The sequence below is a fragment of the Pseudobacteroides sp. genome (assembly GCF_036567765.1).
Taxonomy (GTDB): Bacteria; Bacillota; Clostridia; order Acetivibrionales; family DSM-2933; genus Pseudobacteroides.
In genome coordinates this window covers 17,718-33,861 of record NZ_DATCTU010000133.1, presented here as the reverse complement: position 1 = coordinate 33,861, position 16,144 = coordinate 17,718, and the positions used below count along the sequence as shown (strand labels likewise).

General features: G+C 38.2%; 13 protein-coding genes and 1 pseudogene. 10 read left to right on the top strand and 4 right to left on the bottom strand.

Features of this window, described 5'->3' with window-relative positions; genetic code table 11:
* Positions 1 to 13: 13 nt before the first annotated feature.
* From VIO64_RS22760 to VIO64_RS22745, 4 genes are all read left to right on the top strand, one after another.
* Entirely contained in the window at positions 14 to 1,756 is a 1,743-nt protein-coding gene (locus VIO64_RS22760) for an NADH-dependent [FeFe] hydrogenase, group A6 (RefSeq protein ID WP_331922045.1), read from the top strand.
* A 355-nt stretch (positions 1,757 to 2,111) separates the two neighbouring features.
* A complete protein-coding gene (locus tag VIO64_RS22755) occupies positions 2,112 to 2,540 on the top strand; it encodes a hypothetical protein (RefSeq protein ID WP_331922044.1) in 429 nt (142 codons plus the stop codon).
* Positions 2,541 to 2,812: 272 nt separating this feature from the next.
* Entirely contained in the window at positions 2,813 to 3,394 is a 582-nt protein-coding gene (locus tag VIO64_RS22750; protein ID WP_331922043.1) for a DUF2179 domain-containing protein, read from the top strand.
* Between the two features lie 224 nt (positions 3,395 to 3,618).
* Complete coding sequence (locus tag VIO64_RS22745; protein ID WP_331922042.1) at positions 3,619 to 4,380, top strand: stalk domain-containing protein; 762 nt, start codon at positions 3,619 to 3,621, stop codon at positions 4,378 to 4,380.
* Positions 4,381 to 4,460: 80 nt separating this feature from the next.
* Here the strand turns inward: VIO64_RS22745 and VIO64_RS22740 are convergent, their stop codons facing one another.
* The 3 genes and pseudogenes from VIO64_RS22740 to VIO64_RS23200 all read right to left on the bottom strand — a co-directional run.
* Positions 4,461 to 5,396 (bottom strand): dockerin type I domain-containing protein, encoded by a 936-nt coding sequence (locus VIO64_RS22740; protein ID WP_331922041.1) that lies wholly within the window; start codon positions 5,394 to 5,396, stop codon positions 4,461 to 4,463.
* Between the two features lie 180 nt (positions 5,397 to 5,576).
* Positions 5,577 to 6,437: a hypothetical protein gene (locus VIO64_RS22735; RefSeq protein ID WP_331922040.1), complete on the bottom strand. Its 861-nt coding sequence runs from the start codon at positions 6,435 to 6,437 to the stop codon at positions 5,577 to 5,579.
* A 225-nt stretch (positions 6,438 to 6,662) separates the two neighbouring features.
* Positions 6,663 to 6,818: pseudogene (locus VIO64_RS23200) on the bottom strand (DUF4352 domain-containing protein); the annotation flags it as partial.
* 257 nt (positions 6,819 to 7,075) lie between these two features.
* Here VIO64_RS23200 and VIO64_RS22730 point away from each other — a divergent pair.
* The 4 genes from VIO64_RS22730 to VIO64_RS22715 all read left to right on the top strand — a co-directional run bounded on the left by VIO64_RS22730 (position 7,076) and on the right by VIO64_RS22715 (position 10,410).
* Positions 7,076 to 7,954 carry an SPL family radical SAM protein gene (locus VIO64_RS22730; RefSeq protein ID WP_331922039.1) on the top strand — a complete coding sequence of 293 codons (879 nt, stop codon included), beginning with the start codon at positions 7,076 to 7,078 and terminating at the stop codon, positions 7,952 to 7,954.
* A gap of 82 nt (positions 7,955 to 8,036) precedes the next feature.
* Entirely contained in the window at positions 8,037 to 8,909 is an 873-nt protein-coding gene (locus tag VIO64_RS22725) for an ABC transporter ATP-binding protein (protein WP_331922038.1), read from the top strand.
* A 54-nt stretch (positions 8,910 to 8,963) separates the two neighbouring features.
* Positions 8,964 to 9,761, top strand: a complete 798-nt coding sequence (locus VIO64_RS22720) for an ABC transporter permease subunit (RefSeq protein ID WP_331922037.1) — start codon at positions 8,964 to 8,966, stop codon at positions 9,759 to 9,761.
* A 13-nt stretch (positions 9,762 to 9,774) separates the two neighbouring features.
* Positions 9,775 to 10,410: a TetR/AcrR family transcriptional regulator gene (locus VIO64_RS22715; RefSeq protein ID WP_331922036.1), complete on the top strand. Its 636-nt coding sequence runs from the start codon at positions 9,775 to 9,777 to the stop codon at positions 10,408 to 10,410.
* A gap of 16 nt (positions 10,411 to 10,426) precedes the next feature.
* On the opposite strand, the gene VIO64_RS22710 is transcribed toward VIO64_RS22715, so the two are convergent.
* Positions 10,427 to 10,621, bottom strand: a complete 195-nt coding sequence (locus VIO64_RS22710) for a hypothetical protein (protein WP_331922035.1) — start codon at positions 10,619 to 10,621, stop codon at positions 10,427 to 10,429.
* A 7-nt stretch (positions 10,622 to 10,628) separates the two neighbouring features.
* Here VIO64_RS22710 and VIO64_RS22705 point away from each other — a divergent pair, with 7 nt between their 5' ends.
* Positions 10,629 to 11,957, top strand: coding sequence for a DUF5050 domain-containing protein (locus tag VIO64_RS22705; RefSeq protein WP_331922034.1), 1,329 nt, complete (start codon positions 10,629 to 10,631; stop codon positions 11,955 to 11,957).
* A 172-nt stretch (positions 11,958 to 12,129) separates the two neighbouring features.
* Positions 12,130 to 16,041 carry a carbohydrate-binding protein gene (locus VIO64_RS22700; protein WP_331922033.1) on the top strand — a complete coding sequence of 1,304 codons (3,912 nt, stop codon included), beginning with the start codon at positions 12,130 to 12,132 and terminating at the stop codon, positions 16,039 to 16,041.
* Positions 16,042 to 16,144 lie beyond the last annotated feature (103 nt).

Here is a 16,144-nt window from a genome sequence, read left to right as displayed (position 1 = left end):
AGTAAATAACAATATGGATAATGTAAAAGTAAAGCTTAATGATATTGAAATATCTGTTCCAATTGGCAGCACTATACTGGATGCGGCTAAATTGGCTGATGTTAGTATACCTACCTTGTGCCACTTAAACCTCCATGACCTAAAGGCGGTTAATCAGGTTGCCTCATGTAGGGTGTGTATGGTGGAGGTTGAGGGAAGAAGGAACCTGGCTCCTGCCTGTGCTACATATGTCTCTGAGGGCATGAGCATTAAGACCCATACCCCAAAGGTTGTAAAGGCGAGAAGAACCATTGTGGAGCTTCTGCTGTCGGATCACCCTACCGACTGTCTTATTTGTGAAAAGAACCAGAAGTGTGATCTTCAGAAGCTTGCAGCAGATTTGGGAGTGAGGAAGCTCAAGTACCAAGGAGAAATGTCCACTTATGAAAAGGACTCATCAAGCAAATCAATATACAGAAATCTGGACAAATGTATTCTTTGCAGACGTTGTGAAACCATGTGCAACGATGTTCAGACCTGCGGAATACTCTCAGCTGTGGACAGAGGTTTTGAAACTGTAGTGGCCCCAGCTTTCGGGCTTCCAATGTCCGAAACAATGTGTACATTCTGCGGCCAGTGTGTGGCGGTATGTCCTACTGCGGCATTGACTGAAATCAATAACATCGGAGAAGTGTGGGATGCTCTTAATGATCCAGAGAAGTATGTTGTTGTGCAGACTGCTCCTGCTGTAAGGGTTGCACTTGGTGAAGAATTCGGAATGGAACCGGGAACCATAGTAACTGGCAAAATGGTAACAGCACTGAGAAACCTTGGATTTGATAGAGTTTTTGACACTGACTTTGCAGCCGACCTTACAATAATAGAAGAGGCTTCGGAATTTGTACATAGACTTCAGCACGGAGGAACACTACCAATACTGACCAGCTGCTGTCCAGCTTGGGTTAAATTCTTTGAACATCAGTTCCCTGATCTTTTGGACATTCCTTCTACATGTAAATCACCTCACGAAATGTTTGGTGCTGTGGCCAAAACCTACTACGCAAAGAAGTTTAACATAGATCCCAAAAAGATGGTTGTTGTATCTGTAATGCCTTGTCTTGCCAAAAAATATGAGGCTGCAAGGCAGGAGCTTGGAAACGATGGCATAATTAACGTGGACTATGTTATTTCCACCCGTGAATTAGGGCTCATGCTCAAGGAAGCGGGCATAAACTTTGCAACCCTTAATGACGGTGAATTTGACAATCCTCTCGGGGAATCTACAGGAGCAGGGGTAATATTCGGTACTACAGGCGGAGTTATTGAAGCAGCCCTACGTACAGCTTATGAATGGCTTACAGGTGAGACCCTTGAATCTGTTGACTTTGTTCAGTTAAGAGGACTGGATGGCATAAGGGAGGCTACTGTCAGGATAAATGATCTTGACGTGAAGATTGGCGTGGCCCACGGTCTTGGGAATGCCAGAAAACTTTTGGAAGCCATCAGGGAAGGGAAAGCCCAATATCATGCAATTGAGATAATGGCATGCCCCGGAGGGTGTGTGGGTGGAGGCGGCCAGCCTTATCACCACGGTGATGCAGAGATTATTAAGAAAAGGGCGGAAGCCATTTATCGTGAAGACAAGGGAAAAACAAGAAGAAAATCCCATGAGAATCAGGATGTGCTAAAGGTATATAATGAGTTCCTTGGCGAGTTTTATGGTGAAAAAGCACATGAGCTGCTGCATACCCACTATACAAAGAGGGAAAAGATTTAAAGCGGATATGAGTAGATATGAGGATACCTGGATCAAGTGAGTTTGATCCAGGTATTTTTTGATGTCTAGGAAATTATGATGGTTGGAAAATTGAAAGACATTTGATATTTAGGTTTCCAGCTTTAGTGGTGTTTAATTCCCTGATTAGAAAATGTTACAGCTTTATAACTGATTTTTATTGGATTATGATAAATATTAGTAGGCTTATCATGTTAATAGAAATTGAAATGGAGGTCGAAAATTTGTTGCAGTTGGAAGCTTAGGCAGAATCTATACTTCAGCAGACGGCGTTACATGGAATCAAGCTGATTCGGAAAGCAGCAGAGATTTAAAAAGTGTTGCATGGAATGGAAAAATGTTTGCAGCAGTGGGGGATAAAGGAACGCTTTTAACTTCAGAGGATGGAGTGACATGGGCAGCAAGGCCGTTGGAAAGGGCTTATTCAATATCCCGCATTATAAGCGGCAATGGGAAATTCATTGCAACAATTTCCGATACATTTAATATACCAAATGAGAACGGATACATTTCGGATTTAAGAGTTATGGCAACAAGCAGTGACATGAAAAAATGGAACATCATCAAAACTGAAAATACTGCACCCTTAAACTCAGTTATCTGGACAAATGGAATGTTTACCACTGTTGGAGACGGTGGAACTATACTCAATTCAACAGATGGTTCCTCATGGTCGAAGGTGGATTCAAGCACCTCAAATAATTTGCTCAATGTAATAAGGGACGGTCAGAGGTATATAGCTTCAGGAGATGCCCCAGAAAGGTGAATGGTATTTTGACAGTATCTATGCAGCATACAACAATGGTATAATTAAAGGGTTATTGATAAAGATAAAATCAGTAAATGGGCTAAGGAGTATGCTGCAATATGTATCAAAAGTAATATAACAAACGGTGATGCCGGGTTTATAAAACTGGTTGATAATATCACAAGGGCGGAAACAGTAACAGTAGTATTCAGGCTGCTGCAAAGAGAATTGTAGGTTGGTGTTATTTGATTGATGATACCTAAGACAAAATAGCCCTGATTGGAGGATTTATGAGTATATTACCGTCAATAGACCCTGAGTTGTTCTCGTGGGTGGTGCTGCCACTTCTCATTTTTGTTTCCAGGATATTTGATGTATCGATTGGAACGATGCGTATCATATTTGTATCCAGGGGAAAAAAGATGATTGCACCACTCCTGGGATTTTTTGAGGTGTTTATATGGTTAATCGCCATAAGCCAGATTATGCAAAACCTTAGTAATATTTTTTGTTACCTTGCTTATGCAGGTGGTTTTGCAATGGGAACTTTTGTTGGACTTATTATAGAGGAAAAGCTTGCTATAGGAATTCTTGTGGTGCGAGTAATCCTTGTAAAAGATGAATGCAAGCTGGTAGAGAGATTGTCATCTTCCGGCTATGGAGTAACTGTAGTAGATGCCAAAGGCGTAACCGGAAGTGTCAAGGTTGTATACACTATCGTACGCCGTAAGGACAAAGATAATGTTTTATCCATTATAAACCAGTGTCATTCTAATGCATTTTACTCAATTGAAGATGCAAAGTCGGCTAATCAAGGAGTTTTTCCTATACACAGTAAGGTAAATGGCCTTTTCAGTATGCTGAGTAAATGATGAGTATATGATTCACTGCAATATAAGCCGGAGGATTAGAATTTATACTCTAATCTTCCGGTTTTTATTTTATATACTAATGTAGATTACTAATGTACATGGTAACAAAAATTTGCTGTCAGCCAGCTATTTTGAACACGTTTCAGGCTTTTAGGTATGGCCATAAGCCTGTTCGTATGATATAATTAATTCCATATTTAAACAATAGCATAGGAGGAGTATAGATGTTTTCTAAGGAAAAATTTAAAGGTATTGTAATAGGGGCGGTAGGAGCAACATTAATAACAACAACCGTGTTTGCAGCCCCTGTTGCTAAAAATGCACAATTATTTTTTAATAACATCAAAATATTTGTGGATGATGTCAGTGTGACGCCAAAGGATGCACAGGGAAATGTAGTGGAACCATTTATTTATAATGGAACTACTTATCTGCCTGTCAGGGCAGTTTCCAATGCCTTGGGAAAGAGTGTTGAGTGGGACGGTAAAACGTCAAGCGTTTACATAGGCAAACATAATAATTCAAATTCCAGTACTCAGCCAAGCAGTATGTGGCTGGAACAATTGGACTACTTTAATTATCAGGAAACTAGATCATCAAACAATTGGGGTTTATGGGATAGCAGCAAGGATAAGGATTCCACTGGTGCCAGCTACTCACATGGTATAAAATATAATCTGTATAGTATATGGGATACAGGCTCTTTGTTTACAGAGTACTTGATTAATCAAAAATATAAGAAATTATCGGGGAAATTCATATTACATTATGATTCAAGAAATGTTAATAGAGAGACATACTTAAAAGTATATGGAGATGATAAGCTCTTATATACTTCAGAAGTCATGACAGCGGGCAAAATGCCAATAGATGTCAATGTTGATGTGACTGGAGTAATAAAGCTAAAGGTAATGATAGACCAGCCGGATAAAAGTGGTTCAGGTGATATGTATTTTGGCTTCGTTGATGCGTTGCTGTCAGAATAAAAATTTCATATTCATAAAATGCCGGGTTTACAACTATCCCGGCGTTTTTATTGTAAAATATGCGTTTTGCTTTATTGAGCCTATAATTTTATAAAATATGGGTCCAGACCCTCGTAATCCAATGGGGTTTTATTAAAATTTGAAGCAATAATTACAACATCAGCAATATTAATGACCCTATCATTATTTAAATCACAAACTCCATTATATATTTCATCACCCTCAACAGCTTTAAATGTCTTAGCCATTTCAACAATATCCGTCATGTTTATTGCATCATCCTGATTGATGTCTCCAGCTATCATCTTTATTGGATCTTTCGTATTCTCGGTAGATGAAGTCAGGAAATTATGCAGCATTACTTCTCTGGAAAGGTAGCCGGGCTTGCTTATTTCAAGCTTACTCTCAGAGTATCTAATAGACGGCTGATTCAAATCAACCCTAAAGTTAAAAACTCCAGTATCATCTGTTTTTGAATAATAGGGAGTATCTATTATTTTTACATCAAAGCCTGAATTTAGGATGGTATCTTCAGAGCTATTCTTTACAACTGAAACCTGGCCGATAACATTATAATACATTGGCGGTCCTGTATCGTAGCATCTTAATGTGATGGCACTAGTGGTAGGCTCATAGAGTTCATCTCCTGCAAATTGTATTGTTATATCAGCAGAGTATGTAATGTTCTTATCCTGGTGGAACACTGTAACAGGATTTATGGATACACCTTGTGTGTCTGTTACGGTTGTGTTTGAAACACCAACTGATGTTGAAGTCCATGAAATATTTTTGCATTGAAGAGGATTATTATTTGCATCGGTTAATGTTACCGATATGGAATAGTTTCCTCCAAGCATATTGGGCTTCAACAACTCTGTAGTAGGATTGTTCCAGACAATCTTAGTGGGAACTTTTGCTGGTTCTGCCTCAGCTGCCGAATACACAGGCATTAACATTATTGTAGTTAAAAACAATAGAATAAATGCGGTTTGCCTAAAAGCATTGTTTAGATACATATATACCTGACCTCCTGTTATATATTTTTATAAGTAGTGAGTGTAATGTATGATTTACTGCATAATTAAATTATACATAAGTCTTCTTGAAGTGTCAAGTATGATTTACTAAGGGGAATTTATAGCAGAAGGTTTTTTGATTGTACCTTTAAGGAAGGAAAATGGAGTTTCCCATAAGGGTTAGTTTATCTTGATCTTATGAACAACTTTTGTTTCTGCAATTCCGTACTCCAACTCAAGTAATACATCACCGGATAAATCAAAAATCTTTCCGCCTGTATTAAAATTAACCACATACCTTTTATGGTTTGTAACTGCTGTCTCTCCTTTATCCAAATGATCGGAAAAATTATCAGCATAATACTTTTTTCCATTGATTGTTAGATAAAACATGTTAACGCGTGTCATCTTTTCTTTACTCTCAAAATGGTCCTGTATTTCTATTTGCGTTTGACTAATGGTTGATTTTATAGAATCTATGATGACTTTGTTCTTACCAAACCAGTATTCCTTTTGTAAGCTATATACCATTTCATAAGGTGCTGTTTCAACCGGAAAGGTTATGACCCAGGGACCTTCAATATGGCTGATTTTACCGACTTTTAGTGTGAATATTTCCTCTTTACTATTTGGTTTAACATCATAAAAGTCAAATACACATCGATGCTCTCCTTTACTGATAATGGGTATCTTTAATGGCTGGCAACCCTCTGGTTTGCTGTTTGTGAGGTATACGTCTTCAAAGCTGATGTTTTTGCCGCTAACATTATCACCCTTAACTGAAACTTGAATCGATGTTTTTATGGTATCGGATAAAGTTTCTTCAACACATAGTGTTATGCCATTATGTTCAATAGAATGATTTCTTTTATCTATAAATTCTTCCTTTGTGGTAAGTCCAAAACCTGTATCCGATGCAGGCTTTGGGCTGGAAGTTTTGCTTGTATTAGAGCAGGAGGAAATGGCAAATAGGAAAAATAATGTTGCAGCCGAGGCGGCAAGGAGTTTGAAGTAGCTGTAATTTGAGTGTTTGTATGTCATTTTTAGTGCTCCTTTAATGTAATGATAATATATCTAATTAGGTGACACAAGCAGGTCAACAGGCATTTTGCACTTGTTTTCTGAACCTACAGGTGCATAAACCAAATTTACTTTTCTTTTTCCTAGCAATTCATCTTTTGACATTTCAAATACCAGCCCTATTTTGTTGTATTCTTGAGAATAAAGTATTACGGTTGACAGATATTCATCAACGGGAGATGAAATAAAGTCAAATCGTTTTCCATCAAGGGTTTCAATGTAAAAATCATTCCTTTTGAAATTTGTAAGATCTTTTCCGATATTTCTTACCTTTACATGAAGTGTTAAAAATGAATTGCCTCCTTTTGGTTTAAAGTTGTCGCTAAATTGGGCAGCCTGGATGCGTGTACCTCATATGCTGAATGAAAGCGAACCGAATCTATAAATCTTAAAACTATCTTCAGCTGCCTTGCCCAAGGATAAATCCCATTATAATTTTCTTCATATTACATATCTCTCTCTATCGTATTAACATAAGTATTATTTATATCTATAATTATACATTAATTGGTATGGAATTTGACTATAATTTGTTGCAATTTATTATTAATCTTATGTATGTTAGAATGGAAATAATAATTTAAATTGGCAGGTAAAATATGATAAAGGAAATTCAGGCAAAAACCATATTATCAACTTGTAAGAATCCTAGTGGTTGGTTCGGTACCCTCTATTCCATGAATATTTACAGGGGGTGTACCTTTAAGTGCATATATTGTGATTCCAGGAGTGAGTGTTACCGAATTGAAAATTTTGATGACATATATGTCAAGGTCAACGCCGTGGAGCTTCTTAAAAGGGAGCTTCGAAGAAAAAGGAAAAAGGGGACTATCGGGACAGGTGCAATGAGCGATCCATATAATCCTGTTGAAAAGGAATACAGGCTTACAAGGAAAGCCCTTGAGACAATAGCTGAAGCCAGATATCCGGTGCATATAACAACAAAAAGTACTTTAGTTACCAGAGATGTGGATGTGCTCATGGAAATCGGCAAAATATATGCATCGGTTGCAATAACCATAACCACAACGGATGATTCTCTTGCTGCTAAGATTGAGCCTAACGCACCGCCGCCCTCCGAGAGGCTTAAGGCCATAGGCATCTTATCGGCTCTTGGTATTACAACTGGAATAACAATGATGCCAATACTTCCTTTTATTGAGGACAGTGAGGAAAACATTAAAGCAATTGTAAAAGCTGCAAAGGAATTTGGTGCATCCTATATATACCCATGTATTGGTGTGACGCTGCGAGACAGGCAGAGGGACTATTTTTACAGTGAACTTGATAAGAACTTTCCGGGTATTAGAAGCAAGTATGAAAAACGTTTCGGGATAAGATACAGTTGTTTTCCTTCAAACAGCAAGAAGCTGATGGAGTGCTTTCGTGAAGCCTGCAAAAATAATGGGGTTTCAACGGATATACCCACATATGGCAGTAAAATTTCCGGGTATCAACTGAGTTTGTTTGATATATAAAACACCCTATTGACTAGGTGGTCAACAGGGTGTATAATTTAAATATGGATTGACCACCTAGTCAATGTAAGGAGGGAATAGCATGAACGCAATCGAAATAAATAATTTAACAAAATACTACGGAAGATCAAGGGGCATAATCGATGTAAATTTGGAAGTAAAAGAAGGTGAAATATTTGGATTCATCGGGCCTAACGGGGCTGGGAAGTCTACCACCATTAGGACGCTTCTGGCTTTTATATTTCCTGACAGCGGAAATGCCAGAATCCTTGGTATGGACTGCTTCAAAGATCAGGCCAGGATTAAGATGAATATAGGATATTTGCCGTCTGAAGTAAGCTATTATGACGACATGAGTGTGAGAGATTTGCTTTTTTACTCCGCTAAATTTTATAAAAAGGATTGCAGCAAAAGGATTAACGAGCTTAGTCAAACTCTTGAATTAGACCTTAACAAAAGAATTGATTCCCTGTCATATGGAAACAAAAAGAAGGTAGCTGTTGTACAGTCACTTCTTCATGAGCCAAAGCTTCTGATTCTGGATGAGCCAACCGGCGGGCTGGATCCTTTGATGCAAAACAGATTCTTTGAAATATTGAAGGAAGAAAATAAAAAGGGTGTTACAATATTCTTTTCATCCCACATTCTAAGTGAGGTTCAGAAGATGTGTAACAGAGTGGCTATAGTGAAAGAAGGCAAGATACTGAAGGTTGAGACAATAGACAAATTAAGGGGAGAAAAGCACAGAAAGGTCATAGTTGAATTTAAGAGTGAAGGGAATAATCTGTCTATTCCCGGAATGAGAAACGTGGAGCGGAAGGAAAGGAATACTCAATTTCTTTACAGCGGAGATATCAATGACCTTTTAAAGAAGCTTGCAACTTTGGAGGTTGATAACCTTTGGCTTGAAGAACCCTCACTTGAAGAAATATTTATGCACTACTATGAGTCGTGATTATGGAACCTATATATTGATTTTGATACAACCTAATTAAAGGAGTGAATGGATATGACCATATTTTTAAGGGAGCTTAAAAGGTATAGGAAAGGGTTTATTATTTGGACCACATGCCTTGTTTCATCTAATGTAGGAATGATGCTGATGTATCCCACCTTTGCAAATTCGCCTGACCAGCTTCAAGGATATATGAAAAGCTTGCCAAAAGGAATGCTTCGGGGACTTGGTATTGAAACATTGAATCTTGGACAAATACTGGATTTTTTTGCCTATGTTTTTTTGTATATTATTCTCTTTGGAGCAGCATATGCAATGCTTTTAGGCTCAAGCATAATTTCCAGGGAAGAAAGCGAAAAAACCATTGAGTTTTTGCTTGCAAAGCCAGTAACCAGGAATGGCGTTATAACTCAAAAGGCGATGGCAGTATTTTTCTACATTACCTTGTTTAATATAATATTTGTCGTGGTGGATTATTTCACATTTGAGGGAATAAAGCAATCAGACTATTCAATTTCAGCATTTTTACTTATTCATGTAGGGTTATATCTTTTGCAATTGACGTTTGCTGCAGCGGGTTTCTTTATTTCTATATTTGTAACTAAAGCAAAAACAATATATCCCGTTACATTTGGGGTCGTATTGGGAGCTTTTTTCATTAACATTGTCTCTGCAATATCGGATAAACTTGAGAATCTTAAGTACATTACACCATTTAATTATGTAAACCCGTCAAATATTGTAGTCAACAAAACTATTGAGCCTGTTTATATAATCATAATGCTTGGGATTATCGTGCTATCCACCATACTGACTTATGTGGCGTACAACAGAAAAAACATCTCTGTCTAAGGAGTGATCCACTTTGAATAATACTTTTGAAAGTCTTCCGGAGGAAAAAAGAAAGCTTATAATTGATGTGAGCATGGAGGAGTTTGCACGAAACGGCTATGAAAAGGCTTCAACCAATGTTATTGTGAAAAAAGCAGGCATATCCAAGGGAATACTATTCCACTACTTCGGCAATAAAAAAAATCTGTTCCTATATATAATTGATTATGCTATGGATGTGTTTTTGGAGAAGTTTTATAGCATGGATGAACAGGTGCCTTCAGATTTGTTCGATAAAATTATACACTGGGGGCTTAAGAAGCTGAAACTGTATTATGAGCTTCCTCTGGTATCCAAGCTAATAATGAAAGCCTATATCAATATTCCAGATGAGTTAAAGGAAGAGATGTCAGTCAGGTACCGGAAAATTTATAATGAGAATCTTCCCTTGTTCCTCAATGATATAGACACCACAAAATTCAGAGAAGGTGTAGACAAGGAAAAAGCTGTTGAACTTATAATGCTGTGTCTTGAAGGCCTAAACGGCAAGTATATCCAGAAATTCAGAAGCGATCCTGAGGCCGGCATACCTCAAATGGATGAAATATTTAATCAAATGAAGGAATACTTTGAGATACTAAAAGGCGGGCTGTATGGAAGCCCGCAGTAACTGTGAGTATATACAATCAGTTTTCAACCGAAAGAATCTGGCGTCTCTTCAACACTATAAAGGTTGGATCGTTTTCGGCAACATCACTGAAGAAACTTTTAAAAAGATTGGTTTTAAACTTATAAGCGGTAGTTACTTCTATCTCACATTCATCTTCACTTATTTTTTCTATATGGACTGTAAAATTGTTGTACTTTTCGTCAATGGACACTAAAGTATTGAGATTGACTGGAGGTGAAATATTAAACCTGCCTCAGCTGGCAGGGCAGGCCTTTGGTGAAGTTATACTTAAAGCTTGCTCTTTTAACATGGATGACAGGTTTGAATCTTCAATTGAAATGAGAAAGGCATTAGAAAGTGTACTTGAAGGGATGAAGGATGAAGAAAAGAATGAGGCAATACTATTTCCAAAGGCTGACGGAGGCAGCGAGGAATCAAAAAATGACGGAAGCAACGAAGAACTAAAAGCTGATGCAGACAACGAGGAATCAAAAGCTGACGCATACAATGAAGAACCAAAAATTGATACAGAAAATGAGAAGTCAAAATCTGACGGAGGCAATGAAAAATTACGCAATGATTTTGAAGAGGAACTTGATAAAAACCCTCTAAGCAGAACCATAAACCTGTTCGGGCCTGCATTGATCACTAATAAGTTTTTAAACGAAAGAGGCAATTCACTGGGCAATATTGTTAATGGAGGTATAGCGGCACAGCAGGGATTGTGGGTATACTATTCCAATGTGGGAAGAGGTCTTTATAGGTCAAAGCTGGATGGAAGTGACTTGGGAATGCTGTGTGAGGACAGTGCCTGGTTTATAAATGTTATTGGAAACTGGATTTACTACAGCAACGCTTCTGATGAGGACAGACTGTATAAAATCAGTATCGATGGACTGGAGAGAACAAGGCTTAACGATGATAAAACCTGGGATATTAACGTTTTAGGGGACTGGATTTATTACTGCAATGAGAGTGACGGGTTTAAAATTTACAAAATAAAGACCGATGGGACATGCAGGATTAAACTTAATAATGATTCTTCCTACAGTCTTAACGTCGAGCATAATTGGATCTATTATTCCAACAAGAGCGATAAGGGAAAAATCTATAAAATCAGGACTGATGGTGCCAACAGGACTAAAATAAACAATAATGAGTCGGACTTTTTAAATGTATATAATGACTGGATTTATTACAGTAACAAAGGTGACGGCTTTAAGCTTTACCGGGTTGGGACTTTCGGCGGAAGTGATGAAATGCTGAATACCGGTATGTGCCGCAACATAAATGTTCACGGAGATTGGGTGTACTATACAAATAAGTCTGAGGGTGGTAAAATGTGCAGACTAAGAGCAGACGGGGGTATCCAGGAGACAGTTGCAGTGTATAAAGGTGACTTTTTAAACATGGTGGATGAATTTGTCTTTTTCTGCAATAAGAATGACGGGGAGAAACTATATAGGATTGGTACAGACGGGAGTATGCCGGAAGAAGTGGAAGTCCATGATTTGCCTTCCTCCGATGATGATTGGTTTTCTCTATAAATTTGCGGCAAACAAATATAATGGATTTGTCTCTTTTAATACTTTTAATATACTAATAAAAAAATCTACTTTCATTAATCTTCCTTATTTGATAGAATGTTTAGACACAGGTTTTTTATCAATCAGCCTATGGCTTAATATATTTATTTATCAATAAGGGAGGTTATTATTAATGAGTAGTACGGGGGTAAAAAAAGTCATTTCATTGATCACGCTGGCTGTCTTACTAATCACGAGCATGCCTGCTTTAAGCTTTGCGGATACAGTAGCAACAAAAGTCAGTCCCTATTGTACAAGGACTACGACTCCGCTTATGAGTATCAATCTGGCGGGATCGGATGATGTTTTCTTTGATGGTACCACTTTTACAAGACAAAATTCTATAAGCAATTTTTCGGTAATGGCTAAGGAACCGCAGTTTTCTACTTCTGAGCAGGGAACCAGACCAAATGCATTGGACAGAATTGAAGCTGAGACCCTTACAGTAAATAATGGACTTACCGTAGAAAACAGTCAGGACACAGATGGCGGTCAAAACTTGGCGTACATAGGTAACGGCGATTATGCGGGATATGATTTTATATACTTTCCTAAAGGAACAAAAGGGTTTGTTGCTCGTGTAGCTACTGAAACAGAAGGCGGAAATATAGAAATCAGACTTGATCACCCGGGTGGAGAGCTTGTTGGAAAGTGCAGTGTAAAGAATACAGGCGGATACCAGAAATATATCGATGTTTCATGCGGTCTTACTGGAAGTATTGAAGGACTGCATAAGGTTTTTCTGATATTTACAGGTGAGAGGGATAATGGGATATGCAATATAAACTGGTTTAAATTCACCAAAGGTGTGTTTGATCCCATTAAAGCAAAGGCCTTTGACAGTTCAAGCTCCAATTATTACTTATATAAGTCCATGGATTTTGGCATTGAAGGACCTACAAAGTTTAAAGTCCGCTTTATAAACAGCATCAGCGGCACCGTAGATGTAAAGTTAGACAGTCCTACCGGAACAACAATCTGTACCCTTAACTCAACCGGGATGACAAATGAAATAGGCTGTGTGGAGAGCCCTCTAAGCTATAGAGTTACAGGGATTCACGATTTATATTTGGTTGACAACTCAAATGGAAGCGTGCTGAACGGCGTTGACTGGTTTGCATTTGATTCTTTGGAAGAGCAGGTGCCTCAGTTGGATGACAATCTGTCAAATCTTATAAACACTGGTATAAAAGGTTATAACATAGAATTTTCCATGAATGCAGACAGAAATAGTGTTTATGAAGTTTATTTGTACACTTCAGATATTCTCAAGGAGAACAAGCAGGTATTTGACGTGGTTTTTAACGGAACGACCGCTGATACCGTTGACAGTCAGAAATCGGGGCTTAGATGGGAAAAGAAAGGTCCATACCTTATAAAGGTTTTAGACGACGGAAAGCTCCAGTTAAACTGTGTTGCAAAACGTGGCATGGCTTCTATCTCCGGAATACGCATAAGCAAGGTAAGCTACTCAAAACCTTTCAAGGATGTAAAGATATCCGACTGGTTTTACATACAGGTTATGGAGCTTGCAAGCAAGGGTGTTATATTCGGAAAAGGAAATGATACCTACAAGCCAAAAGAATCAATTATCGGTGAACATGTGGCATACATGACGTTTAATGTAATGAAATACTCAATTTCCGAGAATGATGCTGTATTCAGACCTGATAATTACACCAAAATGAACGATATACCTACGGACTTTTGGGCGTATCAATACATGAAATCCTATTATAACTATTTCTTCAAGGAGAAAATGTCAAAATACGACTTGAATACGCGTAAAGCTTTTAGCAGCAAGGATTTTGAAGCTAATAAAAAGGTAAGGCGTGAAGAGTTCGCTATGGCTATTATAGGTGCGAGGCGTCTTGACTATAACAAAGACGGAAAGGTTTTTGTTCTTGATCCTGACCTTGAGCCGGGTGCTAAGCTCAACAACTACAGGGATAAGGATTACGATAAGATCACCGGTTCCTTCAGATATTTTGTGGAGCTTGCACTGGAAAAGTCCCTAATGAAGGGGGATCAGAAGGGATACTTAAACCCTAAAAACCCCGTTACCAGAGCTGAGGCTGCATCATTCATATACAACGCATTAAACCAGAAGGAAAACAATTTTATAAAGCCTGAAACAGGAAAGGCAACCCAGGTGCCAAGAATTACAATGAAGAAAAGAAAAGTCAATGTAGGAATACTGACACTTCCTGCACCGGCATGGGATTCCATAAACAACAAGCAGGTTAATGACTCTAATCCTGACTTTTCCATTATGGAGCTTTTAGACAGAAATATTAACAAGCCAATGGACTGGGAGCTTAACAATCCATACCCGCCGGCTTACAACAAGTATGAATTTGCCGATACTGCAAAGTATAACAGTGCAAAAATGCCGAATGCACCGGTTCAGGGCTCATCAACCCAGATATATTGGGATCCTTCCACGTATTTTAAGGATTTGAGGAGCATTGCCAAGGCACAGACTGACCTTGAGGCTGATATAACCTATACAGGGGTTGTAGGAAATTCTGAAAACATAACAAAGTCCAAGCTGTTTAAGTATTGGGAGGTTTCACTTGACGATCCTAATCTTACTCCGGAAAAGATAGCAAAGAGCTACGATATATTGTTCCAAACATCTCACGGTAAGATAACATACTCTCAAGATGTACAAAACAAGGTAAAAGCTTTCCTAAATGCAGGAGGTCAGCTGTGGTGGGAAAACTGTCTCGGACTGGAGATCAAGTCAGGAGATGGATTTACAGACGAAGTTGGTTTTGTATCGGTGCGTCCTGGAAACAACTATAAATATGCACAAATTCCTGTTGTAAACAATGGAAAAATGCATCCGCTGTTTGACAACATATTTACAATAGATCCTGAGAAGTCAAGCCGTTCTGTTGCACCGGGGCTAATGAATAAAAACAGTGAGATATCAATGCTCGGTGATGGGGAAGAATGGTTAAATGATGACAATAGGTATATATCCGGGCTGCTGCCTACAGATGAAGTAATATTAAATGTTCAAGAGCCTAACAACGGCAAATTATATCCTAACATGGCAGTAAGAAATGTTGCAGGAGCAAATGGGCCTGCTGGAAGAATAGTTATAACCACTAACGATGTTGGGTGCGGAATCTCAAAGCATGTTACAAGATCAGGAGGAAAGGCTGTTGAAGACTACAAGTTCTGCTACAACCTGTTTGGATGGATGTCAAGGGTATCGGTAAACTTTGATGATACTAATGACAGTGATTGGAACGGAAAAGATAATATAATTGTTAAAGCAACAGTAGCAAACAACGGTTCCAAGACTCAAACATATGATCTTACACCAACATATAATTCCAGCCTTTGGGATGTCCAATTCACAACAGAGTATAAGAATATAAAAGCTAGGGAGCCGTGGATATTAAGTCTTGATGCCAAAGGATACCCCAATAAAATCAGGCTTGAACCCAATCAATCAGAGGAAATCGCTTTCAGAATGGACTTTAAGACATTGGACAGTCCTAAATTTGAGTTTACATTGCGTGCAATTGAATCCGGAGCTGTAAATACTCGTGATATGGATGAAAATACATTTGCACTTCACAATGTAAAGATTATTAAACCATCATTAAATGTTACAAATAGCAGCCAGGATGGCAAAAGCTTCAGCGTATTCATAGGTACCGATAATCTAAAGCTGAACGATATAAGACCTGTAAACTATGATTTGACATTAAAGTTTAAGAAGGGTAATACATTTGTTGATCCGCAAAACACTATTGACCGTATAGAGATGGACTCGGGTAATTATACCAACCCAGCCATGGAAGACATGACAATTAGCTATACAGATGCAGGCGGAAAACCATCGGTTGACATAACATTAAATAATGTGAAGTTTGATACAATGGAACAAAGGATAAAAGTTAATGTATACCTAAAAGACAGTGCAAGTAAGGCAAATTATGTGGTAACAGGCAAGCTGGAAGCTTTTGATCCAATAACAAAGAAAAGACTCGGGTATTCCGATGAGGCGGTTATGAGCCTCAAATAATCTTTCATTTGTCACTTGTAATATAAGGTGTGCTAAGGCTTGGCAAATTGGGCCTTAGCATATCTGTAAAAATATACTTGTAGCATTTAGGTATAAAACAAAC

Coding starts and splice junctions, on each gene's coding strand:
- VIO64_RS22720 (WP_331922037.1), top strand. CDS start 8,964: ATGACCATATTTTTAAGGGAGCTTAAAAGGTATAGGAAAGGGTTTATT.
- VIO64_RS22750 (WP_331922043.1), top strand. CDS start 2,813: ATGAGTATATTACCGTCAATAGACCCTGAGTTGTTCTCGTGGGTGGTG.
- VIO64_RS22740 (WP_331922041.1), bottom strand. CDS start 5,396: ATGTATCTAAACAATGCTTTTAGGCAAACCGCATTTATTCTATTGTTT.
- VIO64_RS22730 (WP_331922039.1), top strand. CDS start 7,076: ATGATAAAGGAAATTCAGGCAAAAACCATATTATCAACTTGTAAGAAT.
- VIO64_RS22755 (WP_331922044.1), top strand. CDS start 2,112: ATGTTTGCAGCAGTGGGGGATAAAGGAACGCTTTTAACTTCAGAGGAT.
- VIO64_RS22760 (WP_331922045.1), top strand. CDS start 14: ATGGATAATGTAAAAGTAAAGCTTAATGATATTGAAATATCTGTTCCA.
- VIO64_RS22745 (WP_331922042.1), top strand. CDS start 3,619: ATGTTTTCTAAGGAAAAATTTAAAGGTATTGTAATAGGGGCGGTAGGA.
- VIO64_RS22725 (WP_331922038.1), top strand. CDS start 8,037: ATGAACGCAATCGAAATAAATAATTTAACAAAATACTACGGAAGATCA.
- VIO64_RS22735 (WP_331922040.1), bottom strand. CDS start 6,437: ATGACATACAAACACTCAAATTACAGCTACTTCAAACTCCTTGCCGCC.
- VIO64_RS22700 (WP_331922033.1), top strand. CDS start 12,130: ATGAGTAGTACGGGGGTAAAAAAAGTCATTTCATTGATCACGCTGGCT.